Source organism: Streptomyces sp. NPDC043896 (genome assembly GCF_056435605.1).
Window position 1 is genome coordinate 134,658 of sequence record NZ_JBWKEE010000002.1, and the last position, 26,083, is coordinate 160,740.

Sequence of the window (26,083 nt, forward strand, 5' to 3'; positions counted from 1 at the left end):
CTCTGGGCCCCCGGACGACGACGTACCGTACCGGGAGGAGCACGCACGTGACGGAGAGCACGGTTCCGCAGCCCGTTTCCGGCTGGGGCAGGTCCAGGCCCGAGCTCGATCTCAGCGGGGCCGACTGGCAGCCGGGCAGCCGCGGAGTGGGCGACGTCCAGGTCGCCTTCGTGGAAGGGTTCATCGCGATGCGCAACGGCGAGCGGCCCGACGGCCCCTCCCTGGTCTTCGCGCCGCGCGAGTGGCGCAAGTTCGTCCTGGGGGCACGGGCCGGACGCTTCGGCCTCACGTAGGCGCAGGCGTGGGCGGCGCGGGCGGCGCGGGCGGCGTGGGCGGCGCGGGCCGCGCAGGCGGGCCGCGCAGGCGGGCAGCGGCAGCGGGAGCCGACGCGGGCCGGTGCGCGGCCCCGGCCGCCCCCGGCACGGTCCCGTACGCACCGCCGGCGTGTCAGGCCCCCCGGGCGGCGAGCCGCAGCGTGACCTGGAGCTCGTGCTCGCCGGAGACGGTGCCGAGGTGCTCGCCGGCGAAGGCCTCCTCCAGCACGGCGCGGACCCGCCGCACCGGCTCGGCGGCGCCGTCAAGCTCGGCCGTCACCGGGGAGGACGGCCGGGCGCGGGGGCTCGCCCCCGGTACCGCGCGGCGGACGTCCACCGTCGCCGACCAGACGCTCGGCTCCGTGGCGGGTCCGCCCGCCGGCTCCGGCACCGGCGGGGCCATCCCGGGGAACGCCTCCGCCAGGACGCCGAGCACGACGGCCGCACCCGCCCGGTCGCAGTGACTGACCAGTACGTTCACCTCGGCCTCCGCCGCGCGGGCCGCGTCCACCCGCACGGGATCGGCCGCCGGGCCCGCTCCGGTGCCGGTACGGGACGGCACGCCGGGTGCGCGGCCGTGCTCGTCCACCATCGCCCCCGCGTCGGGGAGCAGCGCGCCGCGCCGCTCCGGGGCGTCCTGCCCGCGGTTCGTGTCCATCCTTCGCCTCCGGGTCGGGGGCGGCCCCGCGCGGAGCCCGAGGCCGACCGTGGAACGGCACGTCTGGGTGCCTCACCCTGGCGGCTGTCCCCGCACGGCCGTCCCAAACCCCCTGCCGGGAGGCCCGTGAAATCCCCTGGCGGCGCCGCCCCCACCGCCGTACCGTCGGGCCCGATGGACATCTCCTTCCGGAAGCTGCCGGGAAACCAGCACGAGATCACGGTCAGCGGACGCCGCGGCCCCGACGTACGGCTGCCCGCGCAGCCCTCCGGCCCGACGATCCCGCACGACCTCGCCCACGCCGCCGTCGAGGAGGCGCTCGGCATCACCGACGGCTTCTGGGGCGCCGTGGCGGCCGGCGCCACCTTCCAGGGCTTCGAGATGACCGAGCCCGGCCGCCACCGACGCTCCGGGCTCAAAGTGCTGCGCCGCGGCGGCGACGCCGTGATGGCGGCGGAGATGGCCGTCAACTGGGCCTACCGCGCCTGGTCCGGACTGCCCGTCACGGGCCGCGCCGTGGGCCGGCCCACCCTCGACGAAGCCCGGCTGCGGAGCGCTCTCACCGCCCTCGACGCGGCCGCCGCCCGCTGGACGGCCCTCCCGGAGAACGGCTCCCTGCACTGGAACTGGCGCGGCTGACCCGCCCCCGGCCCCGCGGCGGCCGACCGCGCAGCCGCCGCGGGCCACACCCGTCACGGCACCCGGAGCAGCACGCGAAGCAGGAGCCGGAACCGCACCCGGAACAGAAGATCGGATTCTTTCCCGATAGTGGGACCCTTCGGGATGTGCGCGGGCGTACGCTGATCTCCCGAGCCGGCCTGGGGGGTACGAACCATGACGGAACGCCGGACCCGCACACGGCGCACGCTCTTCGAACGCGACGCCGAACTCCTCGCCGTCGACGAGGCACTGGACCGCCTCACCGGCGCCGGACCCGACACCGGCGGCGGCCTGCTCGCCCTCTCGGGACCCGCCGGGCTCGGCAAGACCACCCTGCTCGCCGAAGTGCGCCGGCGCGCCCTCGCCCGCTCCTGCACCCTGCTCGCCGCACGCGGCGGCGAACAGGAGCAGACCCAGCCCTTCCACGTGGCCCGGCAGCTCATCCAGCCCCAGCTGGCCGGCCGCCCCGAGGCCGAGCTGCGCGCCGCGCTCGGCAGCTGGTACGCCATCGTCGGCCCCGCCCTCGGCCTGTGCGCCCCCGCGCAGGGCGCCCCGCCCGACCCGCAGGGCCTGCGCGACGGCCTCGACTGGGTCCTCACCCACCTCGTCGTCCAGCGCGCCCCCGTCGTCCTCGTCCTCGACGACGCCCACTGGGCCGACCCGGAATCCCTGGGGTGGCTCGCCGGCTTCGCCCCGCGCGCCGAACACCTCCCCCTGCTCCTCGTCACCGCCTACCGCCCCGACGAACTCCCCGCGGACGCCGAGGCCTTCCGCACCTTGCCCGGCCGGGCCGGAAAGCGCCCCCTCGTCCTCAACCCGCTCAGCCAGGCCGCCGTCTCCACCCTGGTCCGCGAGGCCGTCGGCGCACACGCCGAGGACGCCTTCTGCCACGAGGCCTGGGCCGTGACCACCGGCAACCCCTTCGAAGCCGTCGAACTCACCGCCAAGGTCCGCGCCAAGGGCCTCGACCCCGTCGAGGCCAGCGCCCCGCTGCTGCGCGACCTCGCCGCCGCCCAGCGCGGCAGCGGGCTCGTCGCCCGGCTGCACAGCCTCGGCCCCTCCACCGTCCGCTTCGCCTGGGCCTGCGCCGTCCTCGGCACCGCCATCCCGCGCCGGATCGCCGCCCGCGTCGCGGTGCTCGGCGCCGAGGAGGCCGCCGACGCCACCGTCCGGCTCCGCGACGCCCGCATCCTCTCCGCCCCGGCCGCGGAGCCCGCCGGACCCGGCGAAGACGAGGACAGCGGGCTGGAGTTCGTCCACCCGCTCATCGCCACCGCCATATACCGGGCCATCCCCGACGCCCTGCGCGTCGCCCTGCACGGCAGGGCCGCGGCCGCCGTCGTCGACGCCGGGCTCGGCTCCTCGACGGCCGCCCGCCACCTCCTGGAGACCCAGCCCGAGAACGACCCCTGGGTGGTGCGCACCCTCCGCGAGGCCGCCGCCGAGAACCTCCGCGCCGGCGCCCCCGAAGCCGCCCGCCGCCAGCTCGCCCGCGCCCTGGAGGAGCCCCCGGGCTTCGACGAACGCGCGGTGGTGCTCTACGAACTGGGCTGCGCCTCCCTCCTCACCGAGCCCGCCAACACCGTCAACCACCTGCGTGCGGCCCTCGCCGAACCCTTCGACGACCCCGCCCTGCGCCAGGGCATCGTCATCCGGCTCGCCCAGGTCCTCGCCCACAGCGACCACCTCGCCGCCGCGTCCGAACTGCTCGGCCGCGAGATACCCCGCACCCACGACGCGCGCGCCCGGCTGCGCCTGCAGTCCGAGCAGTTCATGTGGGACGCCTTCAACGCCGCCGAAACCGACTCCCCCGCCCGCTCGCGGCGCCTCGCCCGCCTCGCCGACCGCCTCCCCGGCCGGGACCTCACCGAGCGCTACGTCATCGGACTGCGCGCCTGGGACGCCTGCCTGCGCGGCGAACCCCTCGACGTGGTCCTCCACCACGCCGACCGCGTCCTGCGGGAGCCCTTCAGCTGGGCCCACGAGGACCGCGGCTTCGAGGTCCCGGTCCTCGCCGCCATGGTCCACATGTACGCCGACCGGCCCGGACGCGCCGAGGAGCTCTTCGAGGAGGGCACCGCCGAGTTCGAACGCCAGGGCTGGCACGGCGCCCACCTGTCCTTCGCGTACAGCCTGCGCGCCTACATCCGCTACCGGCGCGGCCGGCTCGTCGAGGCCGAGGAGCTGGCCCGGGCCGGACTGCGCCTCGCCGAGCGCGTGGGCCGCCGTACGCCCGTGCACTGGTACGCCATCGCCATCCTCCTCACCACCCTCGTCGCCCGGGGCCGGGTGGACGAGGCCTGGGGCCTCGCGCGCGAGCACGAGTACGGGGAGCCCTTCCCCGCGGCCGTCGTCTTCCCCGACTCGCAGACCGTGTACGCCGAACTGCTGCTGGCCGGCGGCGACCGGAAGGCGGCCGCCGCCGAACTGGAAGCGGTCGGACGGCGGCTGACCCCGCGCGGCATCCAGAACCCGGCCTGGTGCCCCTGGCGGCTGCTGCTGGCCCGTGCCGTCGCCCCGGAGGACCCCGTCAGGGCCCGCGCCCTGACCGCCGAGGCCGTACGCCGCGCCCGCGCCTTCGGCGCCCCCTCCGCCATCGGCCAGGCCCTGCGCGTCGCCGCCGAGGTGGCCGCCCCGCAGGACCGCGCCGGCCTGCTGCACGAGGCCGTGGCCCTGCTGGAGGACTCCCCGGCGGCCTACGAACTGGCCCGGGCGCTGGCCGCGCTGGGCACCGAGCTCCAGGACCCCGGCCTGCTCACCCGCGCCCACCTCACCAGCCGCGCGTGCGGAGCCGGCGCCCTGGAGGCGAGCACCGCCCAGGCGCTGGCGGCGTTCGCCCAGCGCGCACGCTGAGTCCGCGGGGGACCAAGGGGGCAAAGTGACCCCATGGACCACCTCACCCGGCTCGACATCTTCCAGAGCGAGGCGGCCGCCTTCGACAGGGCGGTCCGCCGTGCGGCCGACGGCGGGCGCGAGGCGCCCCCGGTGCCCTCGTGCCCCGACTGGTCGGTCGCCGACCTCGTCGGACACCTCGGCAGCGTCCAGCGCTACCTCACCCACATCCTCCGCGAACGGCTCGCCGAGCCCTGCGACCCCACCGACCCGGAGCTCTACGCGCTGCCCGCGGACCCGGCCGTACGGGCCGCCTGGCCGATGCCCGACCGGACCCCGCACAAGGGGCCCGTGCCCGAGGAACTCTTCGACTGGTCGGCGGCGGCCGCCCGGGACCTGATCGCGGTCCTGCGCGAACTGGGCCCGGACGTACCCGTGTGGACCTGGTCGGCGGACGGGGACCGCACCAGCGGCTTCTGGATCCGCATGCAGACCGTCGAACAGGCCGTCCACCGCTGGGACGCCGAAGCGGCGACGGGGGACCCGGCCCCCTTCGACCCCGCCTTCGCGGTGGACTCGGTCACCCAGAGCTTCGAGGTGATGGCACCCGGCCGGCGCTCCATGAGGCCCGCCCCGCCCGGGGCGGGCGAGCGCTACCGGTTCCGCCGCACCGACGGTCCCGGCAGCTGGACGGTGGAGTTCGACGGCGACGAGGTCCGGCTCGACCCCGACGGCAGGGCACCCGTCCACGTCGAGGCCGCCGGCACCGCCTCCGACCTGATGCTGTTCCTCTGGCAGCGGCTCCCCGCCCAGGCGTTGCACGTCACCGGTGACACCGCACTCCTGGACCGCTGGTTCACCCTCGTACCGCCGATCTGAGCCCCGCCGCCCCCGCCGCCCCGGCTGCGCCCGCCCCGCCGCGCCCCGCTACCCCCGCGGGGCCGCGACCGCCGCCCGCTCCTGCGGCGCCAGCGGCGGCCCCGACAGCTGCGCCCGGCCCGGCCCCAGCAGCGCCGCCAGCAGCACCGGCGGGGTGAACAGCCGGGTGGCGGGCCGCTCCAGGGTCATCACGTCGGTCACCGCCCGCGCCACCCGGCCGTTGCCGGTGCTCGTGCGCATCAGCCGCCGTACGTAGGCGGCGGCGACCCGCTCGGCCGGCGTCGGGCCGCTCTCCGTGGCCCCGGGGTAGAAGACGTCGCTGCCCGTGGACAGCGCCCAGGCGGCGGTCACCGGCCCGGCGACGGCCTTCTGGGCGCGGGCGGCGAGGCGCCCGTCGGACCACCCGTACCGGGCGACGGTGTCCCGCAGCGCGAGCGCGCTCTGCGCGGCCACCGACATGCCGTGCCCGTACACCGGGTTGTAGGCGGCGACCGCGTCGCCGAGCACCAGGAACCGCGCGGGCAGCGCGGCCTTCTCGTAGTGGTGCCTGCGGTTGACGGTGGTCCGCGTGAGCACCACGTCCGTCAGCGGCTCCGCGCCGGCGATCAGCTCGCTCACGATCGGGTGCCGCAGCGACCGGGCGAAGTCCTCGAAGGCCCGCGGGTCCGCGGTCGGCTCGCCGCCGCGGGTGCCCGACAGGGTGACGAGCCAGCGGTCGCCCTCGATCGGCACCAGGGTCGCCGACCGGCCGGGACCGCCCTCGCGGGGATCGGCCTGCACGTTGACGATGACCGGGAAGCTGTTCCCGAGGTCCGCCGGGGCCCGGAAGACCCGGCTGGCGTAGACGAGCCCGGGGTCCACCGTCCGCACCGGGGGCACGGGCACCCCGAACTCCCGCAGCCACAGCGGCGTACGGGAGGCCCGCCCGGAGGCGTCCACGACCAGGCCCGCGTCCAGGACCCGCTCCGCCCCGTCCTCCCCGCGCACCCGGACCCCGGTGACGCGCCGCGCGTCGCCCGCCAGGCCCAGCACCCGCGTCCGGTCGGCGACGGTGACGTTCCCCAGCCCCGCCACGGCCCGGCGGACGTGCCAGTCCAGCAGGTCGCGGCTGGCCAGCAGCACGTGGTGGGACTCCAGCGCCCAGCGCCGGAACCACCCCTCGGGCGAGAAGCCGACCATGTTCGTGGGCAGCGGGATCCGGTGGGCCCCGTCCTCCCGCAGCGCCGCGGTGGTGCCGGGCAGCAGCGCGTCCACCGCCGAGGCCCCGCCGGACCACAGCAGGTGCGCGTGGTGCGCCTGCGGCAGCCCCTTGCGGGGGCGCGGCCCGTCGGGCAGCGCGTCGCGTTCGACGACGATGACCTCGCGGGCCCCGGCGGCGGCGAGGGCGGCGGCCGTGAGCATGCCGGCCAGGCTGCCCCCGATGACCACCGAGGTATGCCGGCCGGGGGACGGGGACGGCGCTGAACTGCTCATAGGATCACGCTCTCTGGCTGGTCTGACGGCCCGGACCGGGCGCGGACGGTGATGACGGCGGGGGACCGGCGCAGGGCCTTGGCCACCGCGACGAGGTCCGGCCCGGCGGACGGGGACGGCACCGGACCGCCCTCCGCCGACGCCTCGGCCCCGCCGCGCAGGGCGGCTACCGCCGTGACCACGGCCACCGCCTCGGCCGTCGCCGCAGCCCGCTCCGGCGCCTCGCCCCGGGCCCGGGCCTCGGCGAGCGCACGCTCGCGGACCTCGGGATCCATGTACGGCTGGAGCCGCAGCAGCCCGTCACTGATCCGGGTCCTGCGCAGCACCAGGCGCCGGCTGATCGGGGACCGCCGGGGCAGCCGCATCGAAGCGGTGTCGACGTCCGCGAGCTCCCGCACGAACGGGGCGAGGCACCGGTAGTGGTAGTAGTCGGTGCAGAACGCCTGGAGCGCCTGGCCGGCGTGCGGCAGGATGAAGCCGACGGCGATGAACAGGGCGCACACGGAGGCGATGGGCGGGGCCACGTACGTGCTGAGCCAGTCCAGGTCGCGGCCGTTCCAGCGGGCGAAGACCGCCGTCAGCTTCACGGTGTCGTAGCAGAGGTTCAGGATGAACCCGATCACCAGGAGCACCAGGCCCGCACGCAGCCAGCCCGTCACCTCCCGCAGCCAGGACCAGGTGACGGCGGCGGTGATCGCGCAGGCCGTGGTGTGGGCCCCCAGGTAGAGCATGATGTGCTCGCGCATCCAGGGGGTGTTGGCGTAGTAGGTGTCCAGGTCCCGCAGGCGCTCGTCCGGTACGTCGGCGAACGCGAAGGTGATCCACAGCCCGGCCACCACGGCCGAGTAGACGACGCCGATCGTCCAGCTGGTCCGGCGCACCCGCCGGGGATCGCCCCCGCGCCAGTGGATGATCATGATCAGGCAGGAGGCGCAGAACATCGTGAGCAGCGTGTAGACCAGCGGCGCCGCGAAGTTGCTGATGCCGGTGGCGCTGTTGAGCAGGACGAGCGTCTTCGGCCGGCCGAAGTAGAAGACGGCCGAGGCCAGCAGGAGCAGACCGCCGACGGAGCGCACGTTGGGGTCGATCCGCCAGAATCGCATCATGACCGGAAGGCGGATCGCGAAGGCGAGGGTGAGGATCGCCGCCGGTATGAGGTACGGGATGTAGTACTTGTCCGAGGTCACCGTCAACCGATCGGTCCGCGGTACCCGAGGGCGTTGCCTATCCGGCCGGCGACGTCGTTGCGGCGGACGGCCCCGGGGACGTCGCCGCCCGTCAGCCACGCCCGGCACCGGTCACCCAGCATCAGCCCGAAGCTCTCCGCCTCGATCTCCTGCGCGTCCTCGTAGTGGGAACGCGCGGCCACGCTGGCGTACGTCAGGTCCGAGGCGTCGGGCAGGGCCCGGGCGGCGTCGGCCGCGCCGCGCCCGTGACCGGTGCAGTGCCCCGCCTTCATGTGCCACAGCTCGTGCCCGAGGATGACCAGTTGGTGGTCGGGGGTCGTGTACTTCTCCACCACGACGATGTCGTAGTCCTCCATGTTCAGCCACAGGCCCGAGGTGGTCAGCTCGGACGGGAACCGCTCGAAGCGCAGCACGATCGGGCGGCCGCCCCTGGTGCGGCTCATGGCGTCGCACAGGGCGCGGAAGAGGGTCTGCGGCTCGACCGGCGCCTCCAGGTCGAGCGAGGAGGTCAGGGCGGTGCACAGCTTGCGCATCGAACGGGACAGGTTCACCGCGCCACCTCGGAGGAGAGCATGCCGGTGATCATGCCCAGGAGCAGCGTCTCCTGCGTGCGGGTGAGGGCTCTTCCCCGGGTGGAGATGGAGACCAGCCCGTACTGGTTCGTGAGGTCGGCCATCAGGTCGCCCGATCCGTAGTTGAGGGACTCGACCGCCGGCCACAGGGCCCGGTTCACCGCCTGCGCCGGCGTGTCCGTCAGGAAGGTGATGTCCCGGCCGAAGAAGGCCGCGAACTCCTTGCAGTGCAGCAGGTGCGGCGGATCCCCGCCCGACACCAGCTCGTCGACCCACCGGGGGTCCGCGCCGGTGGCCGCCGCGATCTCGGCGACCGGGTAGGGCTGTCCGTGCGGGTCGCGCGAGACGGCGTACAGGAACGCCGCGCGCCGGCGGACCGTCTCCCGGGCCTCCCCGGGCGTGGGCTCCGGCAGCTCCTCGCCGCGCAGCAGCGCCGCCGTGACCTCCACGGGGACGCCCGTCCGCTCGGCGAGGGACCCCGCGTCGAGGATCTCGTCCACGTCCAGTCGCCGCTCTGCGGCGAGCGCCCGGATCCGGTCGAGCGTCGCGGAAAGGGAAAGCGGCGGACCGCCAGCGGGGACAGTCATCTGTCTGTGCTCCCATACGTCCGAAGGCCAGATCCGTCTGCGCACCGGGGACGACGGTAGGTCCCCCCGGGCCACGAGATCCCCGGCACCGGACCGATCGTTGTCGAATCGAAAACGATCGACGACAGGACACGGGGACGCACAGCAAGATACAGCCAGTGCGGCGGCCTGTGGCGGGAAAGGGCGCATGCCCGCAGCTCATCGCGCCGGCCCGCGCCCCAGGTAAGGAGTACGCCAGGCGCACGCCCCATACCCGCAGGTCCGGGAACCACGGGCACCTCGCCCGGCCCCGGCCGCCGCCCCCCGCCCGGCCCCGGCCGCCACCCCCTCGCCCGGCTCCCGGGCCCCTACCGCACCGCCTCCCGCCACCGCCGCACCCCGCCGCGCCCCGCTGCGCCGGGACGGAGCCCCCGGCGCCGGAATTCCCGCGCGGCCACGTACCATGGCCGCATGTCCTTCCTCCGCCGCCACCGCGCCGCCACTCCCGCCGGCCCGGACTTCGACGTCCTGGCCATGGACCCGGGGGACTGGCCGGGCAACCTCGGAGCCGGCCTGCTGCCCGCGCCCGACGGCAGCTGCCAGGGCGTCTTCCTCCGCTACGACCTCTTCGGCGGACGCGGCCCCGCGATGATCATCGGCAACCTCCCCGAGGGGTCCCCGGCGCGCGAGCTCGCCGACGGCCAGGCCCCCTTCGAGGTGGCCCAGCTCCTCGACGCCCTGGAGAACGACGAGGACGTCGAGGTCACCGGTACCGAGGACTGCCCCGTCATGCAGGGCGACAACCTCCTCATCGTCCGCAAGATCAAGCTCTCCGAGGGCCGGATCTCCTGCGTGCAGTTCGACCGCAGCGACAACGTCCTCGTCACGATCGCCAGCTGGGACCGCCCGATCACCGACGACCTCTACGCGCTGCTGAAGCCGCTCCCCGCCGAGCTCTTCCAGCAGGGCTAGCCGCTGCGGGCGCCGCGGCAGCGGCGCCCGTCAGGCAGTGTCCGCGATGTCGTTCGCCGCGACGTAGCCGAACGTCATCGCGGGCCCGATCGTCGATCCGGCCCCCGCGTAACTGCGGCCCATCACCGCCGCGCTCGCGTTGCCGGCCGCCCACAGGCCCCGGATCACCGACCCGTCCGCCCGCAGCGCCCGCGCCCGGGCGTCCGTGACGATCCCGCCCTTGGTGCCCAGGTCACCCGGGACGATCCTGAAGGCGTAGAACGGCGGCGCCCAGACCGGAGCCAGGCACGAGTTCGGCACCACGTTCGGATCCGTGTAGTAGTGGTCGTACGCCGTGTCCCCCCGGTGGAAGTCCGCGTCGGTCCCGCCCCACGCCTGGGCGTTGAACCGGTTCAGCGTCGCCCGCAGCGCAGCCGCCGGCACCCCGATCTGCCCGGCCAGCGCGTCCCACGTCCACGCCTTCTTCGCCGCCCCCGACTCGAACCACGCCTCCGGCAGCGGCAGCGTCGGCAGCACGTCCTTGAACAGGTACCGGTTGCGGTAGTTCTGGTCCACGATCAGCCACGCCGGGATGTGCGAGCCCGGCGCGCCCCGGTCCCTCTCGTACATCACGTGCACCACGTCGCTGTACGGCGCGGCCTCGTTCACGAAGCGGGCACCCGCCCCGTTCACCATCAGACCGCCCGGCAGGGTCCGCTCCGCCAGACAGAAGTACGGCTCCCCGGGCAGCGGGATCGACGGCCCCCACCAGGCGTCCTCCATCAGCGCCAGGGCCGCGCCGGCCCGCTGCCCCGCCCGGATCCCGTCACCCGTGTTCTCCTTGGCACCCACCGACCACTGGGTGCCGATCGGCTGCTGCTGGTACCGCGCCCGCATCTGCGCGTCGTGCTCGAAACCGCCGGAGCCGATCACCACGCCCCTGCGCGCCCGTACGACACCCCGTACGCCCTCCTTCTCCACCACGACCCCGGTGACGGCCCCGCCCTCCTGGACCAGGTCGACCAGCGGACTGTTCAGCCACACCGGCACCCCCGCCCGCATCAGCCCGGCCCGCAGCCCTGCGGCCAGCGCCTGGCCCATGGTCAGCGGCTTCTGCCCGAGCAGCGCCGCCTTGGCGCCGCGCGCCAGGCACTCCGCGGACACGGCGAACCCCTTCGCGGTGACCGCGGCGAGGTTCAGCCACTTGTAGTCCTGGCTGAAGACCACCATCCCGGCGGGCACGGGCATGTACGCCGGGTTGAGGTGCGCGAGCTCGGCGCCCAGGACGTTCCCGTCGATCTGGTCCGGCTCGATGGAGCGGCCGTTCGCCAGCCCGCCCGGCAGGTCCGGGTAGTAGTCGCTGTAGCCGTCCATGAAGCGGAACCCGAGCGGACTGTTCGCCATGACGAAGTCCAGCATCCGGGGCCCGTTGGCGAGGAACGCCCGCTGCCGGTCGGCCGGCACCTCCGGCCCCACCACCGCCGACAGGTACGCGGCGGCCTTCTCCGGGGTGTCCGGCACCCCCGCCCCCAGGATCACCGAGTTGTTCGGCAGCCAGATCCCCGCACCCGAACGCGCCGCCGAACCCCCGAAGGTGGGCGCCTTCTCCACCACCAGCACGCTCAGCCCCCGCTTGGCGGCGGTCAGGGCGGCGGTCATCCCCGCCGCCCCCGAGCCGACCACGACGACGTCGTACTCGCCGAGCGGGCTCTCGGCGGCCCGCGCGGCCGCACCCGGCAGCACGGTGGCGGCGAGCACCCCGGCCCCCGTCCCGGCGAGGACCGCCCTGCGGGAGGGGACGGCGGGGCGCGGCCGGTCCGGGCTCACGGTCACGGGGGCGGAGGCGGTCACGGGCTCGGACGTCGGCTCGGGCATGGGCGGGCTCCAGCGGGGTGGGAGGACGGAGGGCGGGCGGCCCCGGCGGTTCTGGTGCCGGGTCAGAGAAAATGTTCGGGGGATCATGTGATGTCAAGGCACGCGCGCACAACCGTCCCGGCCCCGGACAGGCCGAATCCCGTGCCCCGCACACTGGGTGTGCGGCACACGGGATCCGTACGGGCCGGACGGGCCGGGGTCAGCGCGTGCCGACCGCCGCCCGGACCGCTCTACGCGCCATGCCCGCGTCGTCGTGCAGGCGGCGCAGCAGCAGGCGCTGCTCCTCCCCGGAGGAAAGTGCCCCCGCCGGCAGCGGCCGGTCCGGGGCGGCCGCCAGCATGGAGCGCTGCACCGCCGTCTCGCACATCCGGATCTCCCGGGTCAGCACCAGCATCAGATTGACCAGGAACGCGTCCCGCGCCGCCGGGCCGGCCGACTGCGCCAGCCTGCTGATCTGGCCGCGCGCCGCCGGGGCGTCGCCCAGCACCGCCCACAGCGTGGCCAGGTCGTAGCCGGGCAGGTACCAGCCGGCGTGCTCCCAGTCGAGGAGCACCGGACCGGCAGGGGACAGCAGCAGGTTCGACAGCAGCGCGTCGCCGTGGTTGAACTGCCACGGGGTCCCCGCCAGCCGCAGCCCGTGCAGCAGCTTCTGCAGGTCGCCGAAGTCCCGGTCGGTCAGCAGGCCCAGCTCGTGGTCACGGGAGATCCGCCGCGCGTAGTCCACCGGGTGGGCGAACAGGTCGGCCGGCGGCCGCCACTGGTTCACCCGGCACACCGCCCCGAGCGCCGCCCGTACGTCGGCCCGCGGCGGGGCCTCCACCGGATGCCGCTGGAGCGCGGCGACCCGGCCCGCCATCCGCTCCACCACCAGTACGCAGTTCTCCGGGTCCGCGGCGATCAGCCGGGGCACGCGGACCGGCGGGCGCTGCCGGACGAACGTCCGGTACGTCCCTATTTCGTGCCGGTACCGCTCGCGCCACTCCGGCGAGTGGTCCAGTAAAACCTTCGCGACCGCGGTCATCCGTCCGGTCGTCCCCACCAGGAGGACCGAGCGGCCGCTGCGCCGCAGGACCTGGACGGGTGCGAACTCCGGACAGATCCGCTGCACCGACGCGAGCGCGGTGCGCAGCTGCGCCCCCTGCGGCCCGGACAGGTCGATTCTTCCGCTGAGCGGCTGCGGTCCGCTCCCCGGCAGCCGCCGCGCCCGTACGGCGCCCTGCGCCGGTACCGGCTGACGGCCGGGTTCGAGGTAGGAGCCGCCCCCCGCCTGGAGGGTGCGGTGCTGGCGGACCGGGGCGGACACGGAGGACGTTGCTGCGTACATGGCGTTTACGGTTCCCTTCGTGCGCCGACGAGTGCGTACGCCGCCCCGCCGGATCCCGTACTTCACCCTGGGGAGTTCCGCCGGTGAACCGGGTCGGGGAGGCGCATTCCTACCTGACACCCGGCGGCAGGTGGCGAACCACGGGGCGGCGGGTGGCGAACCCTGGCGAATAGTCCACGGGGAACTGACAGGGGGTTACTGTCAACTCAGCCGAGAACCTGGGGGCTTGACGTGAGCAAAGGTCCAAACACCCGTCTGAACGACCTGTTCGGCCTGGCCGGCTGGTCGAAGGGCGAACTCGCGAGGATGGTCAACCGGCAGGCGGCCGCGATGGGCCACCACCAGCTGGCCACCGACACCTCGCGGGTGCGGCGCTGGATCGACATGGGGGAGACCCCGCGCGAACCGGTGCCCACGGTACTGGCAGCACTGTTCACCGAGCGGCTCGGTCGTGTCGTGACCATCGAGGACCTCGGGTTCGTACGGCAGCGGCGTACCACGAAACGGCAGCCGGAAGGGGTTCGGGAGAACCCCGAAGGAGTGCCCTGGGCGCCCGAACGCACAGCCGCGGTCCTCACCGAATTCACGGGAATGGACCTCATGCTCAACCGTCGCGGCCTGATGGGCGCGGGAGCCGCGCTCACCGCCGGCTCAGCCCTCAGCAACGCCATGTACGACTGGCTGCACACCGAGCCCGCCGGCACCAAGAACGCGAACGCCTTCGGCGATCCCCACCAGGCCGACCCGGCGGGCTACGACCGCTACGAGGCCGCCCCGATCGGCTCCCAGGAGATCGAGGCCCTGGAGCGCTCCGTCGAGGTCTTCCGGGCCTGGGACGCCTCCAGAGGCGGCGGGCTCCAGCGCAAGGCCGTCGTGGGCCAGTTGAACGAGGTCGGCGGCATGCTGGCCTACCACCACCCCGACCACCTCCAGCGCAGGCTGTGGGGGGTGGCGGCCAACCTGGCGGTGCTCGCGGGCTGGATGTCGCACGACGTGGGCCTCGAACCCACCGCGCAGAAGTACTTCGTCATCGCCGCGCACGCGGCCCGCGAGGGCGGCGACCGGCCCCGCGCCGGAGAGGCCCTCTCCCGCGCCGCCCGCCAGATGGTCCACCTCGGCAAGCCGAACGAGGCCCTGGACCTGATGAAGCTGGCGAAGTCCGGCTCCGGCGAGCAGACCCTGCCGCGCACCCGCGCCATGCTGCACACCATCGAGGCCTGGGCGCAGGCCGCCATGGGCAAGGGCCAGGCGATGCGCCGCACCCTGGGCGAGGCCGAGGACCTCTTCGTCTCCGACAAGGGCGACGTGCCGCCGCCCTCCTGGATGCAGCACTTCGACGAGGCAGACCTGCACGGCATGCAGGCCCTGGCGTACCGCACCCTCGCCGACCACGACGCCTCGGCGGCACCCATCGCGGCCCGGCACGCGCGCGAGGCGCTGCGGCTGCGCGGCGACGGCTACCAGCGCTCGCAGATCTTCGACTACATCTCCATGGCCTCGGCCTGCTTCATCGCGGACGACCCGGAACAGGCCGACCGCTACGCCCGGCTCGCCCTGGTCTCGATGAACGAGACCTCCTCGCACCGCACATGGGACCGGCTGCGCGAAATGTACCGGCTCACCGGCCAGTACGCCGGGTACGCGCGCATCGAGGACCTGCGCGAGGAGATCAAGCTGGCCCTCCCGAACAGCCCCGCGCCCGTCGCGCGCGGAGCGGAGGTCTAGGGCGTTCCGGTGTCGCCGCGGGACGGGCACGGCGGGGAGGCGGGAGAGAGGACGACGGAGGAGGGGGCCGCGCCCCACCGGCGCGGCCCCCTGGAGTCCTCGGAATCCTCCGGCGGTACCGCCGTCAGCCGCCGATCCGGGCGACCAGTACGCAGGCGTCGTCCTCGCGCTCGCTCTCGCCGAACTCCTCCGTCACCATGCGTACGCAGTCCCGCGCCGACCGGGCCTCCGAGAACCGGGGCGCCAGCGCCAGCAGCCGCTCGGTGCCGTCGGCCCGGCTGAACTCGATGCTCCGCGGGGTCAGTCCGTCGGTGTGCAGCACCAGGACGTCACCCAGTTCGAGCCGCTCCTCGGCCTGTCCGTACACGGCGCCCGAGGTGGCCCCCAGCAGCACCCCCTCCGGGGGCTGCAGCGCCCGGCCCTGGCCGCGCCGGAAGAGCAGGGGCGCGGGGTGGCCGGCCTGGGCCCAGGACAGCACCCGGCGGGCGGGGTCGTAGCGGCAGCAGACGGCGGAGCCGAGGGCGGGCTGCACGGAGGTCTCCAGCAGCTGGTTGAGCCAGCCCATCAGCGGGCCCGGCTCGATGCCGGCCATGGCCATCCCGCGCAGGGCGCCGAGCATCATCGCCATCCCGGAGGTGGCGCTCACCCCGTGGCCCGTCAGGTCGCCGACCGTCAGCAGGGAGCGTCCGTCGGGCAGTTCGAGGGCGTCGTACCAGTCGCCGCCGATCAGCGCGCTGGTCGCGGAGGGCAGGTAGTGCGCGGCCACGTCCAGCGTGCCCGCGTTCTCGTGCGGGAACCGCAGGGAGCCGCGCCACGGGGGGAGCACGGCTTCCTGCAGCTCGACCGCCAGCCGGTGTTCGGTCTGCGCGATCTCCCGCTGGCGCTGGAGCGAGTCCCGTGACTCGCGCACCGCCCGCTGGCTCCGCCGCAGTTCACTGACGTCCCGCAGTACGGCCCACATGGAGGCCGTGCAGCCGTCGGAGTCGAGCACCGGCTCGCCCCTCATGTGCAGCGTCCGGACCCGCCCGTCGGCGCGGACGATGCGGAACTCGCCGTCTATCGGCTTGCCGTCGACCAGGCAGTCCGTGACCATCGCGGTCAGCAGCGGCTGGTCCTCGGAGAAGAGGGTGGAGCCCAGTTCGTCGAGGGGGAGCGGGCCCGCCTCGGCCGGCCGGCCGAAGATCTGGAAGAGCTCCTCGGACCAGGTGACCTCGTCCGTCAGCAGGTTCCACTCGGCGCTGCCGACGCGGGTCTGGCGGTCCTCCGGGGCGGCCTCCGGGGCCGCCGGGGGCAGGTCGGCGGCGGGCTCGGGGACGGGCGGCAGCCCCTCCTTGAGCTGGCCGAGGTGCTCGCCGAGGTCGTCGAGGTGGTGCACGGCGAGGTCGCACAGCGCGCGCTGCCAGCGGCCCTGGGCGTCGTGGTCGTCCACGACGGTGTCGCGGCGCACGGCGTCCACCTCGCCGCGCAGCCGACGGGTCTGCGAGATCAGTGCGTCCACGGATCCCGGCTCGGGCGGCTGCGCGGGACGGTCCGCGTACAGGTGGGACGGCATGATGACTCCGATGCAGGCGCGGCGATACAGACGCGGCTCGGCCAGGTCCCGGAGGGCGACCGGTGACGGCTGTGGACCGACTACGACTGTGGCACAGCCGGAGACCGCCCGTAAGGCGTTTGGCAACATCCGTAACGGTCTTGCTCGGGGCATATGCCGAGGGCCTCCCGGTTACCTCCTGTCCGTACGAACATTTCCGGTCATCCCGGGAGGCCATTCCTGCCCGTTCCGGACCCCGTTCACGCCGGGTCCGGGTGGAGTCCGCCGCTCCGTCACACCGTGAGCGGCACCGGGTGGATCTCGTCGGCGGGGTGTCCCGCGCGCTCGTGGATCCGTCGGACGGCGTCGGCCGAGGGGGCCTCGGAGAGGCAGTACACCTCGCCGGAGGCCGGGTCGGCCCAGGCGCGCTCGAACTTCACCTTCTCGTCCGCCTGGATCGCCAGGTCCGCCCGGTGGGCCTCCATCAGCGATTCCTTCGTGATGCCCTTCATCCCGTGGTGGACGTCCATGAACTTCGGCACCGCGAACACCTCCTCACGTGTCGCGACGTGTACGGGTCTGCTTCCATCGTGCGCCCGCGGCCGGAAATCGGCCCTCCGGCGAGGGGCCGTCGATCGTACGGGCGAGCCGTGCGAGCCGTGGGCGCGTTCCTTCCCGTCCGGCGCGGCGGTCACAGGCCCGTCAGGGGCACCACTCGAACGAAGGACCCCGTCCCGCACCGCACTTCCCACCCCGCCCGGTGATCGCTACCCTACGTGTCGGTAATGAGCCGGGGGCGGTCCGTTTCTGCGGGCCCTGGGAGGGTGGGGACACGGCGGGATGACCGAAGAGAGCAGCAGGCCGGCCGGGCGGAGCCGACGTTCGTTCCTGACCCACCTGGTCGCCGCGCCCACGCTGGCCCTGGTCACCCGCGCCGGGGCCGACCTGCTCGCCCCGCAGCCCGCGCACGCGGTGGTCCCGAGCCTGCCCGCCATCGCCGACATCGTGGACCTGGGCGACCTGTTCATCCTGGCGGGCGCGCCCACCTCCGCCCTGCTGGCGCTCGCCGTCGAGACGGACGGCACCATCCGCTTCCGGCTGCCGCGCGAGGAGGTCGGCCAGGGCCTGACCACCGCCGTGGCCATGCTGGTGGCCGAGGAGCTCGACGCGCCGCTGGACACCGTCCGGGTGGAACTGGACGACGCCCGCCCCGAGCTGCTGTTCAACCAGCTCACCGGCTCCTCCAACTCGATCCGCTCGCTGTACGGGCCGGTCCGCCAGTGCGCCGCCACCGCCCGGGCCCGCCTGGTCGCTGCCGCCGCCGCCCGCTGGAGCCTGTCCGCCGCCGCGCTGACCACAGCCAACGGCGCCGTACGAGCCCCCGACGGCCGGACCGCGAGCTACGGCAGCCTCTCCGCGGCCGCCGCCTCGCCCGCCCTGGTCGTCCTGGGCGCCTCCCCGAAGCCCGCCTCGCGGCACACCCTCATCGGCACCCCGGCCCGGCGGATCGACGCCCGCGCGATGGTCACCGGAGCCCAGAAGTACACCCTCGACCTCGACGTGCCGGGCGCCAAGCCCTGCGTGGTGCGCCGGCCGCCCTCCGTCGGCGGCACCGTCCGCTCCGTCGCCAACCTCGCGGCCGTCCGGGCCATGCCCGGCGTCCTGGACGTGGTGACCGTCAAGACCGGCGTCGCCGTGGTCGCCGAAACGTTTGGGCAGGCCCTCGCCGCCAAGGCCGCCCTCACGGTCGAGTGGGGCCCCGGCCCGGCCGACCAGCTCTCGGACGCGCAGATCCGTACGAAGCTCCGCGCCGCCACCCCGCCCCTGCTGGTGCCGCCGCTGCTCACCCCGTACGTGGACGCCGAGTTCGACTTCGCCTTCGTCAGCCACGCCCCGATGGAGACCAACTCGGCCGTCGCCGACGTACGCGATGACCGCGCCGAGATCTGGTCCGGGCTCAAGTCCCCCATCGTCGCGCGGCAGACCATCGCCGCCGAGCTCGGACTGCCGCTGGACAAGGTGAAGGTGCACGTCGTCCAGGCCGGCGGCTCCTTCGGCCGGCGGCTGTTCTTCGACGCGGCCCTGGAGGCCGCCCGGATCTCCAAGGCCTGCCGCCGCCCGGTGAAGCTCATGTGGACCCGGGTGGACGACACCCGGCACGGCCGGATGCGCCCCGCCACCCACCACCGGATCCGGGCCACCCACCTGCTGGGCGAGGTCCTCAGCTTCGAGCACCGGGTGGCCGCCGCCGAGACCGACTTCCGGCACGGCCTCGGCGAGATCATCACCGCCACCGCGGCGAGCCTGCCCTCCGGCATCGGCAACGCCACCCTCGCCCAGACCCTCTTCCTCACCACCGTCAAGTCCCCGTACCACTTCGGCCTCACCACCCAGGCCCTGACCGAGGTCCCGACCGGCATCCCCACCGGGTCCTGGCGGTCGGTGTACTCGGCCAACACCCGTGGCGCCGAGGAGATCATGGTGGACGAACTGGCCGCGGCCACCGGCAAGGACCCGTACCGCTTCCGGCGCACCTTCCTCAAGACCGACGCCCAGCGCGCGGTCCTCGACAAGGCCGCCACCGAGGGGCAGTGGGGCCGTGCCCTGCCGGCCGGCTGCGCCCAGGGCATCGCCTTCCACGAGGAGTACAAGTCGCGCACCGCCTGCCTCGTGGAGATCGACACCCGCGACCCGGAGCGCGTGCGCGTCACCAAGGCGGTCATCGCCGTCGACGTGGGCCTGCCCGTCAACCCGCGCGGGCTGGAGGCCCAGATGATCGGCGGCCTCACCGACGCGATCTCCACCACCCTGCGGGCCGGCCTGCACCTGGACAAGGGGCTGCCGCTGGAGGGCAGTTACAGCCAGTTCCACTGGGCGCAGCAGCGCGACACCCCGCGTGACGTGCGGGTCTTCGTCCTGCCGGCCACCGGCACCGAGCCGGGCGGCGCGGGCGAGCTCGGGGTGCCCGCGGCCGTGGGCGCCATCGCCAACGCCTGGGCCCGGGCCACCGGTTCCAAGCCCCGCAGCTTCCCCCTCGACTTCGACGTCGACTTCACCCCCTACCCGCGCTGACCGCTGGAGTTCGCCGCCGTGCCCCTGCACACCTTCACCGTCAACGGCCGCAGCGTCACCGTCGACGCGCCCGACGACCTGCCCCTGCTGTGGGTGCTCCGCGACATGCTGGGCGTCACCGGCCCCAAGTACGGCTGCGGGGTGGACGTCTGCAAGGCCTGCACCAGCCACCTCGACGACGTCGACGTGCGCCCGTGCGTGGTGCCCGTGTCCGCCTGCGCCGGCAAGCGGGTCACCACCATCGAGGGCCTGGCCGACGGGGACCGCCTGCACCCCGTCCAGGAGGCCTGGCTGGAGCAGGACGTCGCGCAGTGCGGCTTCTGCCAGCCGGGCCAGATCATGGCCGCCGTCGCGCTGCTGAAGCGGACCTCCGCGCCCACGGACGAGGAGATCGACGCCATCGCCAACATCTGCCGCTGCGGCACGTACTTCCGCATCCGCGAGGCCATCCGCGCCGCGGCCGCCAGGATGTGACGGCCGCGGCGCGGGAGCGGGGCCGCCGGGTCAGGCCAGCAGCTTCTGCTTGGCCCGCTGGAACTCCTCCTCGCTCAGCTCGCCCTTGGCCTTGAGCTCGGAGAGCCTGAACAGGTCGTCGGCGCCGGCCTTGGCGGGCGTGACGGAGCCGGCGGTCTCCCTGATGTAGGCGTTGAACGCCTCCTGCTGTTCCTGCGCGTGCTTGATCTCCCGCTTGCCCATGTCCCTGCCCCGGGCGATGACGTACACCAGCACGCCCAGGAAGGGGATGAGGAACATGAAGAGCAGCCATGCCGCCTTGACCCAGCCGCTCATGTCGTGGTCGCGGAACACGTCGACCACGACCCTGAAGAGCAGGATCAGCCACATGACCCACAGGAAGATCCACATCACGGTCCAGAACGCGCCCAGCACCGGGTAGTCGTACGCCAGGTCGACAGCTGCGTACACGGCCGTCTCCTTCCGTCGAGGCGGCCGCCGGGTCCGGGAGGACCGCGCGACGGCCGACCCGATCACCATCGCAGCGCCCGGACAAGATCGCCACTGCGCCGGAAGGCGTACGGCCGCGCCCCGGGACACAGCTCGCGTACGCCCGACAATCGACCGAAATGCCTGATCATGCCGATATGAGGCGAATCAATGCGAAACGCGTGCTGGTCGGTGAACCCCTCGACACCGCGCGACTGGGCGAGACCCTGCTGCCCAAACGGCTCGCGCTGCCGATCTTCTGCAGCGACCCGCTCTCCTCCGTGGCCTACGCCACGGAGGAGATCCTGCTGATCCTCGCCCTCGGCGGAGTAGCCCTCCTCCACCTCACCTGGTACGCGGCAGCCGCGATCGTCTTCCTGCTGGTCGTCGTCATCGCCTCCTACCGGCAGACCTGCCACGCCTACCCCGGAGGCGGGGGCGCCTACGTCGTCAGCTCCGAGAACCTCGGCCCCACCGCCGCCCTCACGGCCGCCAGCGCCCTGCTCGTCGACTACGTGATGACCGTCGCCGTCTCCGTCGTCTCCGGGGTCGCCGCCATCACCTCCGCCATCCCCGCCCTCAGCGACCACGAAGTCGCCCTGTCCGTGGGCTTCGTGGTGCTGCTGACCCTGATGAACCTGCGCGGGGTACGGGAGTCCGGGCGCGTCTTCGCCATCCCGACCTACGGGTTCGTCCTCGTCATCTACGTCATGTTCGCCGTCGCCGCCGTCCGGCTCGCCACCGGCGACACCATCCGCGCCGAGTCCGCCGACCTGCCCATCACCGCCGCCGGCACCTACACCGGCCTCGCCGTGGTCTTCCTCGCCCTGCGCGCCTTCGCCTCCGGCTGTACGGCCCTCACCGGCGTCGAGGCCATCAGCAACGGCGTCCCCGCCTTCCGGAAGCCCAAGGCGCGCAACGCCGCCACCACCCTGGCAGCCATGGGCGTGCTCTCCGTGACCATGTTCGCCGGCATCACCGCCCTCGCCATGACGTACCAGGTCCACGCCGCCGCCGACCCCACCGAACTGGGCCTGCCCCCGGGCACCCCGATGTCCACCGCGCTCGCCCAGATCGGCCGCGCCACCTTCGGCAGCTGGCACTTCCTCTTCTACCTGCTCCAGGCCGTCACCGCCGGCGTCCTGATCCTGGCCGCGAACACCGCCTTCAACGGGTTCCCGATGCTCGCCTCGATCCTCGCCAAGGACCGGTACGCCCCCCGCCAGCTCTTCAACCGGGGTGACCGGCTCGTCTACTCCAACGGCGTCATCCTGCTCGCGCTCGCCGCCATCGCCCTGATCGTCGCCTTCGACGCCCAGCTCACCCGCCTCATCCAGCTGTACATCATCGGCGTCTTCGTCTCCTTCACCCTCTCCCAGTCCGGGATGGTCAGACACTGGAGGCGCGAACTCGCCTCGCCCGCCACACCCCGCTCCGAACGCGTCCACATCCACCGCCGGCTCGCCATCAACGCCGTCGGCGCCGTCATGACCGCCCTGGTCCTGGTCATCGTCCTCATCACCAAGTTCACGCACGGGGCCTGGCTGGTCGTCATCGCCATGCCCGCCCTCTTCCTCGGCATGAAGGGCGTGCGCCGCCACTACGACCGCGTCGCCCGCCAGGTCGCCGTCGCCCCCGGGGTCAAACCGCGCAAGCCCTCCCGCCACCACGTCGTCGTCCTCGTCGCCAACGTGCACGCCCCCACCCTCAAGGCCCTCGGCTACGCCCAGGGACTGCGGCCCGACACCCTCACCGCCCTCTCCGTCGCCGCCGACGAGGACGAGGCCCGGAGGCTGCGCGAGTCCTGGGCGGAGCACGATCCCGGCATCCCGCTCAAGGTGCTCCACTCCCCGTACCGGGAAGTGGTCGGCCCGGTGCTGGAGTACATCGAGGAGGCGGCCGCCGCCGAGGGGACGGACGCCCTGTCCGTGGTCATCCCCGAGTACGTCGTGGGGCACTGGTGGGAGCAGCCCCTGCACAACCAGAACGCGCTGCGGCTGAAGGCACGGCTGCTGTTCACCCCGGGGATCGCGGTGATCGACGTGCCGTACCTCCTGGAGTCGGCCCGGGAGACGGGGGCGGGGGCGGGAGCGCGGCCGCGCCCGGAGTAGGACCGGCGGCGGAGGGGCCGGCGGGGGAGGGGGCCTGGGACGCCGCCGCGTGCGCCAGCGCCAGTTCCACCACGTGCGCCGGGTCCGACAGGGCGCGCCCGGTGAGCCGCTCCAGCCGCCGCAGCCGGTTCGAGACGGTGTTGCGGTGGCAGTACAGCCGCTGGGCGGCGTGCGTGGTCGAGCCCTGGCAGGCCAGCCAGGTGCCCAGGGTGGTCAGCAGCACCCGGGCGTCCTCCGGAGGCAGCTCCAGCACCGGGCCCAGCACCACCCGCCGCAGCCGGGCGGCGAGTTCGGGATCGGCCGCCACCAGAGCCGCCGGGAGCCGCTCGTCGAGCAGGGCGGCGCCCGGTGCGGCCGACGGCGGAGCGCTGCGCAGGGCCAGCGCGGCCAGCCGGCGGGCTCCCGCCAGCTCGGCCGGGACCCCGGCCACCGGGCTGATCCCGGCGCGCACGGCGAACGGGGCCAGCAGCGCGCGCAGGGACTCCAGCGGATGGTGGCCCAGGTCGGCGAGGGCCGTCTCCCCGTCGGCCCGGATCCGCCAGAGCAGGCGCGGCGAGTCCGGCCCCGCGCCCGTGCCGCCCTCGGGCCGGGGCGGGCCGCCGGGTGCGCCGGGTGCGCCGGGTGCGCCGGGTGGGCCGGGGTCACCGGGGCCGCCGGGGTCACCGGGGCCGACGGGAGCGCCGGGGCCGCCCGGAGCGCCCGCGCCCCTGCCGCCCGGCCCGAGCACCACCACCGCGAACCGCCCCCGCTCCGGCAGCCCCAGCTGCGCGGCCGCCTCCGCCACCGGTCCCGCGCCGTCGAGCAGCACGTCCAGCAGGGCGGCCCGGCGCTCCCGTTCACGCCCGCCCCGCTCCGCCTCGGCCAGCCGGTACGCCTCCGAGGCGGCCTCCGCCATCTGGTCCAGTACGTCCCACAGCGCGCCCGCCCCCGGCAGCAGCCGCGGCAGCGCCGCCCGGTCGTGCGCGGCCACCGCCTCGGTCAGGCTCTGCCACAGCAGCCGCCCGCCGTACCGGTAGGTGCGCCGCAGTGATTCGAGCGGCAGCCCCTGCCCGGCGCGCAGGGCGCCGGTGGCGCGGGCGCCGGCCAGTTCGACGGGCAGCCCCCGGGAGCTGCGCACCAGGCCCTCGACGGCCTGGTCGAGGGTGTGGTGGATCCGCTCGCGCAGCTCGGCCCGCCCGGTCAGGGCGGCGTAGGCGGGATCCTCGGTCAGCGTCCGGTCGGTCAGCCGGTCCGCCGCGACGGCGATCCGGCGGCTCAGGTCCTCGCGTATCTCCTCGATGATCCGGTCCATGACGGGCAGGGTGACACGGGGGAGGCGGCCGTGGGGAGGGCCCGGAGAGCGGCGGTCCGCTAGCGTGTGCCGAGTACTGTGGGTGCAGTGCTCACAGCCGCCCACGCCGCCGACGCACTCCCGGGAACCGACCATGCGCCAGAATCCGCAGCGCCGAGCCGCACTCCTCGACGCCGCCATCGAGGTCCTGGCCCGCGAGGGCTCCCGGGGCCTGACCCTGCGCGCCGTGGACGCGGAGGCCGGGGTCCCGACCGGAACCGCCTCCAACTACTTCGCCAACCGGGGCCAGCTGCTGGTGCAGATACTCCACCGCACCCGCGAACGCCTCACCCCCGAGCCCGCGGAAGTGGCCGGGCCCCTCGACACCAAGACGCTGCTCGGCCGGCTGCTCGGCCGGATCCGCCGCGAGCGCAGTGTCCACACCGCCGTGCTGGAACTGCGCCTGGAGGCCACCCGCAGGCCCGAACTCCAGGCGGAGCTGTCCGCGTTCCTCGCCGCCGAGCTGGAGGAGAACATCGCCTGGCACCTGGACGCGGGCCTGCCCGGGGACCGGCAGGGCGTCGCGCTGCTCTACTTCGCGATGCAGGGCCTGATCGTGGACGACCTCACGATCCCCGCCCTGCTCGACGCCCACCCGGTGGACGACCTCCTGGACGTGATGGTGGAGCGCCTGCTCCCGGAGCGTCCCGCCGGCTGACCGGCGGCACAGGGCAGGCGTCCGATTTTCAGTCTTGATCAAAAACGAACGGGATCCGGCCAAGCTGTCACGTGCTACCGCGCATGTTCCAGCGGAAAATGCCAGAACCCCCTTCCACAGTGTGGAACTTGAGTAAGTTCCCTCCTGTCACGCCGTACGACCGTGCGACCAGCACGTCCGGCCGGGAGGGGAGCCCGCGTGCCTGGGATCGACGAATGCCTGCTCGAAGCGATGGCCCTGCCCGGTGCGCGGGGCGCCGCGCTCGTCGACTGGAGCAGCGGGCTCGCCCTGGGCACCGCCGGGGACTCGCCCGTCGGCGACCATGAGACCACAGCCGCCGAGACCGCGGAACTGGCCCGGGCGGCAGCCGAGTACGAATCGTTCGCGCCCGCCCCGGACGACGCGGGCGCCCCCGGCCCGCCCGTCGAGGACCTGATCGTCACGACGCGCAGCGGCTACCACGTGCTGCGCTTCGTCGAGACGAGCTTCGACAGCAGCGTCTTCCTGCACCTGTGGCTCGACCGCACCGACGGCAACCTCGCCCTCGCCCGGCACCGACTCCGCGCCCTCGCCGAAGGACTGGTCCTGAGATGACCACCGTCACCGCCGCCACCGCCGTCTCCCCCCTGCTCACCCGCCTCGCCGCCGAACGCGCCACCGGCGCCCTGCTGCGCGACCGGGGCACCCTGTTCCTGGAGGACGGCTGCGTCGTGCACGCCGAGAGCCCCTCCACCCCGGGCCTCGACGTCCTGCTCACCACCGGCGGGGGCCTGGCACCCGAGCGCTGGACCGAGGCCGTGAACGAGGCCGGAGCCCGCCGCCAGGTCGGCCGCTTCCTCGTGGACAACGGCCGGCTGGCCGGCGGCGAACTGGAGATCTGCCATCTCGCGGCCATCTTCGACGCGGCCTTCTTCGCGCTCTCCCCGGGCAGCGGCCCCTCCCGGTTCCGCCGCGGCGCCACCCACTGGATCGGCGCCGTCCGGGCCGTCCCGGCGGCGGCCGTCGAGCGGGAGACCCGCCGCCGCCGCGAGCTGCTGGACGCGGTGTGGCCCTACCCCCTGCTGGACACCTCCCCGGTGGTGCCCCGGCCGGCCGCGCCCGGGCAGACCGTCACCGCCCGGCAGCGGATCCTGCTGGAGCAGGCGGACGGCATACGCACCCCCGCCGACCTGGCGTGGGTGCTGGGCCGGCCCGCCTTCCACACCTTGCTCGAAGTACGAAGACTCGCGGCCGCCGGCCTCGTCGAGACCCCGCACACACCGCCGCCGGCCCCCGTGCCGCTCCCCGAACCCCTGCCCGACTGGATGACGCAGGCCCAACCCCCGGACGTGGCACTGCTCCGCCGGCTGCGCGACGCACTGGAGGCAAGCCTGTGAGGCTCCCGCTGCGACCGGTTCTGCGAGCCGACCGCTCCGAGCGGAGG

The 26,083-nt window shown here is 74.4% G+C and carries 23 protein-coding genes; 12 read left to right on the forward strand and 11 right to left on the reverse strand.

What is annotated here, in order from left to right:
• Positions 1-47 precede the first annotated feature (47 nt).
• Positions 48-293: a DUF397 domain-containing protein gene (locus tag AC069X_RS03380; RefSeq protein ID WP_478724582.1), complete on the forward strand. Its 246-nt coding sequence runs from the start codon at positions 48-50 to the stop codon at positions 291-293.
• Between the two features lie 154 nt (positions 294-447).
• On the opposite strand, the gene AC069X_RS03385 is transcribed toward AC069X_RS03380, so the two are convergent.
• Positions 448-972, reverse strand: a complete 525-nt coding sequence (locus AC069X_RS03385) for a hypothetical protein (protein WP_478724584.1) — start codon at positions 970-972, stop codon at positions 448-450.
• Between the two features lie 174 nt (positions 973-1,146).
• Between AC069X_RS03385 and AC069X_RS03390 the strand changes: the two genes are divergently transcribed.
• From AC069X_RS03390 to AC069X_RS03400, 3 genes are all read left to right on the forward strand, one after another.
• Positions 1,147-1,611, forward strand: coding sequence for a hypothetical protein (locus tag AC069X_RS03390; RefSeq protein WP_478724585.1), 465 nt, complete (start codon positions 1,147-1,149; stop codon positions 1,609-1,611).
• Positions 1,612-1,806: 195 nt separating this feature from the next.
• The gene (locus AC069X_RS03395) at positions 1,807-4,485 is read left to right on the forward strand and encodes an ATP-binding protein (protein ID WP_478724587.1); all 2,679 of its coding nucleotides are present in this window, start codon (positions 1,807-1,809) and stop codon (positions 4,483-4,485) included.
• Positions 4,486-4,518: 33 nt separating this feature from the next.
• Positions 4,519-5,343 carry a maleylpyruvate isomerase family mycothiol-dependent enzyme gene (locus AC069X_RS03400; RefSeq protein WP_478724588.1) on the forward strand — a complete coding sequence of 275 codons (825 nt, stop codon included), beginning with the start codon at positions 4,519-4,521 and terminating at the stop codon, positions 5,341-5,343.
• 48 nt (positions 5,344-5,391) lie between these two features.
• Here AC069X_RS03400 and AC069X_RS03405 read toward each other — a convergent pair whose 3' ends face one another.
• Genes AC069X_RS03405 through AC069X_RS03420 form a run of 4 tightly spaced genes read right to left on the reverse strand, consistent with a single transcriptional unit; the run spans position 5,392 to position 9,162 of the window.
• On the reverse strand, positions 5,392-6,816 hold the full coding sequence (locus AC069X_RS03405; RefSeq protein WP_478724589.1) for an FAD-dependent monooxygenase: 1,425 nt from the start codon (positions 6,814-6,816) through the stop codon (positions 5,392-5,394).
• Positions 6,813-8,003, reverse strand: coding sequence for an MAB_1171c family putative transporter (locus tag AC069X_RS03410; protein WP_478725095.1), 1,191 nt, complete (start codon positions 8,001-8,003; stop codon positions 6,813-6,815). The genes AC069X_RS03405 and AC069X_RS03410 overlap by 4 nt, the downstream gene beginning before the upstream one ends.
• A gap of 2 nt (positions 8,004-8,005) precedes the next feature.
• Entirely contained in the window at positions 8,006-8,536 is a 531-nt protein-coding gene (locus tag AC069X_RS03415; protein WP_478725097.1) for a toxin-antitoxin system, toxin component, read from the reverse strand.
• A gap of 14 nt (positions 8,537-8,550) precedes the next feature.
• The gene (locus AC069X_RS03420; RefSeq protein WP_478724591.1) at positions 8,551-9,162 is read right to left on the reverse strand and encodes a hypothetical protein; all 612 of its coding nucleotides are present in this window, start codon (positions 9,160-9,162) and stop codon (positions 8,551-8,553) included.
• 450 nt (positions 9,163-9,612) lie between these two features.
• On the opposite strand from AC069X_RS03420, the gene AC069X_RS03425 reads away from it, so the two are divergent.
• The gene (locus tag AC069X_RS03425; RefSeq protein ID WP_478724593.1) at positions 9,613-10,113 is read left to right on the forward strand and encodes a hypothetical protein; all 501 of its coding nucleotides are present in this window, start codon (positions 9,613-9,615) and stop codon (positions 10,111-10,113) included.
• A gap of 30 nt (positions 10,114-10,143) precedes the next feature.
• Here AC069X_RS03425 and kstD read toward each other — a convergent pair whose 3' ends face one another.
• Positions 10,144-11,967 (reverse strand): 3-oxosteroid 1-dehydrogenase, encoded by a 1,824-nt coding sequence (kstD, locus tag AC069X_RS03430; RefSeq protein ID WP_478724595.1) that lies wholly within the window; start codon positions 11,965-11,967, stop codon positions 10,144-10,146.
• 199 nt (positions 11,968-12,166) lie between these two features.
• The gene (locus tag AC069X_RS03435; RefSeq protein WP_478724597.1) at positions 12,167-13,291 is read right to left on the reverse strand and encodes an aminoglycoside phosphotransferase family protein; all 1,125 of its coding nucleotides are present in this window, start codon (positions 13,289-13,291) and stop codon (positions 12,167-12,169) included.
• 231 nt (positions 13,292-13,522) lie between these two features.
• On the opposite strand from AC069X_RS03435, the gene AC069X_RS03440 reads away from it, so the two are divergent.
• Positions 13,523-15,016 carry a DNA-binding protein NsdB gene (locus AC069X_RS03440; protein ID WP_478724598.1) on the forward strand — a complete coding sequence of 498 codons (1,494 nt, stop codon included), beginning with the start codon at positions 13,523-13,525 and terminating at the stop codon, positions 15,014-15,016.
• Between the two features lie 124 nt (positions 15,017-15,140).
• Here the strand turns inward: AC069X_RS03440 and AC069X_RS03445 are convergent, their stop codons facing one another.
• Complete coding sequence (locus AC069X_RS03445) at positions 15,141-16,568, reverse strand: PP2C family protein-serine/threonine phosphatase (RefSeq protein WP_478724600.1); 1,428 nt, start codon at positions 16,566-16,568, stop codon at positions 15,141-15,143.
• Between the two features lie 272 nt (positions 16,569-16,840).
• Positions 16,841-17,089, reverse strand: a complete 249-nt coding sequence (locus AC069X_RS03450; protein WP_478724602.1) for an SCO4226 family nickel-binding protein — start codon at positions 17,087-17,089, stop codon at positions 16,841-16,843.
• 298 nt (positions 17,090-17,387) lie between these two features.
• On the opposite strand from AC069X_RS03450, the gene AC069X_RS03455 reads away from it, so the two are divergent.
• Both AC069X_RS03455 and AC069X_RS03460 read left to right on the forward strand, forming a co-directional pair.
• Positions 17,388-19,619: a xanthine dehydrogenase family protein molybdopterin-binding subunit gene (locus AC069X_RS03455; protein WP_478724604.1), complete on the forward strand. Its 2,232-nt coding sequence runs from the start codon at positions 17,388-17,390 to the stop codon at positions 19,617-19,619.
• An 18-nt stretch (positions 19,620-19,637) separates the two neighbouring features.
• On the forward strand, positions 19,638-20,093 hold the full coding sequence (locus AC069X_RS03460; protein ID WP_478724606.1) for a (2Fe-2S)-binding protein: 456 nt from the start codon (positions 19,638-19,640) through the stop codon (positions 20,091-20,093).
• Between the two features lie 30 nt (positions 20,094-20,123).
• Here the strand turns inward: AC069X_RS03460 and AC069X_RS03465 are convergent, their stop codons facing one another.
• A complete protein-coding gene (locus AC069X_RS03465; protein WP_478725099.1) occupies positions 20,124-20,483 on the reverse strand; it encodes an SHOCT domain-containing protein in 360 nt (119 codons plus the stop codon).
• A 236-nt stretch (positions 20,484-20,719) separates the two neighbouring features.
• On the opposite strand from AC069X_RS03465, the gene AC069X_RS03470 reads away from it, so the two are divergent.
• On the forward strand, positions 20,720-22,672 hold the full coding sequence (locus AC069X_RS03470; protein WP_478724608.1) for an APC family permease: 1,953 nt from the start codon (positions 20,720-20,722) through the stop codon (positions 22,670-22,672).
• Here the strand turns inward: AC069X_RS03470 and AC069X_RS03475 are convergent.
• Positions 22,578-23,963 (reverse strand): helix-turn-helix domain-containing protein, encoded by a 1,386-nt coding sequence (locus AC069X_RS03475; RefSeq protein ID WP_478724610.1) that lies wholly within the window; start codon positions 23,961-23,963, stop codon positions 22,578-22,580. The two genes, AC069X_RS03470 and AC069X_RS03475, sit on opposite strands and share 95 nt — an antisense overlap.
• 133 nt (positions 23,964-24,096) lie before the next feature.
• On the opposite strand from AC069X_RS03475, the gene AC069X_RS03480 reads away from it, so the two are divergent.
• The 3 genes from AC069X_RS03480 to AC069X_RS03490 all read left to right on the forward strand — a co-directional run bounded on the left by AC069X_RS03480 (position 24,097) and on the right by AC069X_RS03490 (position 26,036).
• Entirely contained in the window at positions 24,097-24,660 is a 564-nt protein-coding gene (locus AC069X_RS03480) for a TetR/AcrR family transcriptional regulator (protein ID WP_478724612.1), read from the forward strand.
• 198 nt (positions 24,661-24,858) lie between these two features.
• Entirely contained in the window at positions 24,859-25,254 is a 396-nt protein-coding gene (locus AC069X_RS03485; RefSeq protein WP_478724614.1) for a hypothetical protein, read from the forward strand.
• Positions 25,251-26,036 (forward strand): transcriptional regulator, encoded by a 786-nt coding sequence (locus tag AC069X_RS03490; protein WP_478724615.1) that lies wholly within the window; start codon positions 25,251-25,253, stop codon positions 26,034-26,036. The genes AC069X_RS03485 and AC069X_RS03490 overlap by 4 nt, the downstream gene beginning before the upstream one ends.
• Positions 26,037-26,083 lie beyond the last annotated feature (47 nt).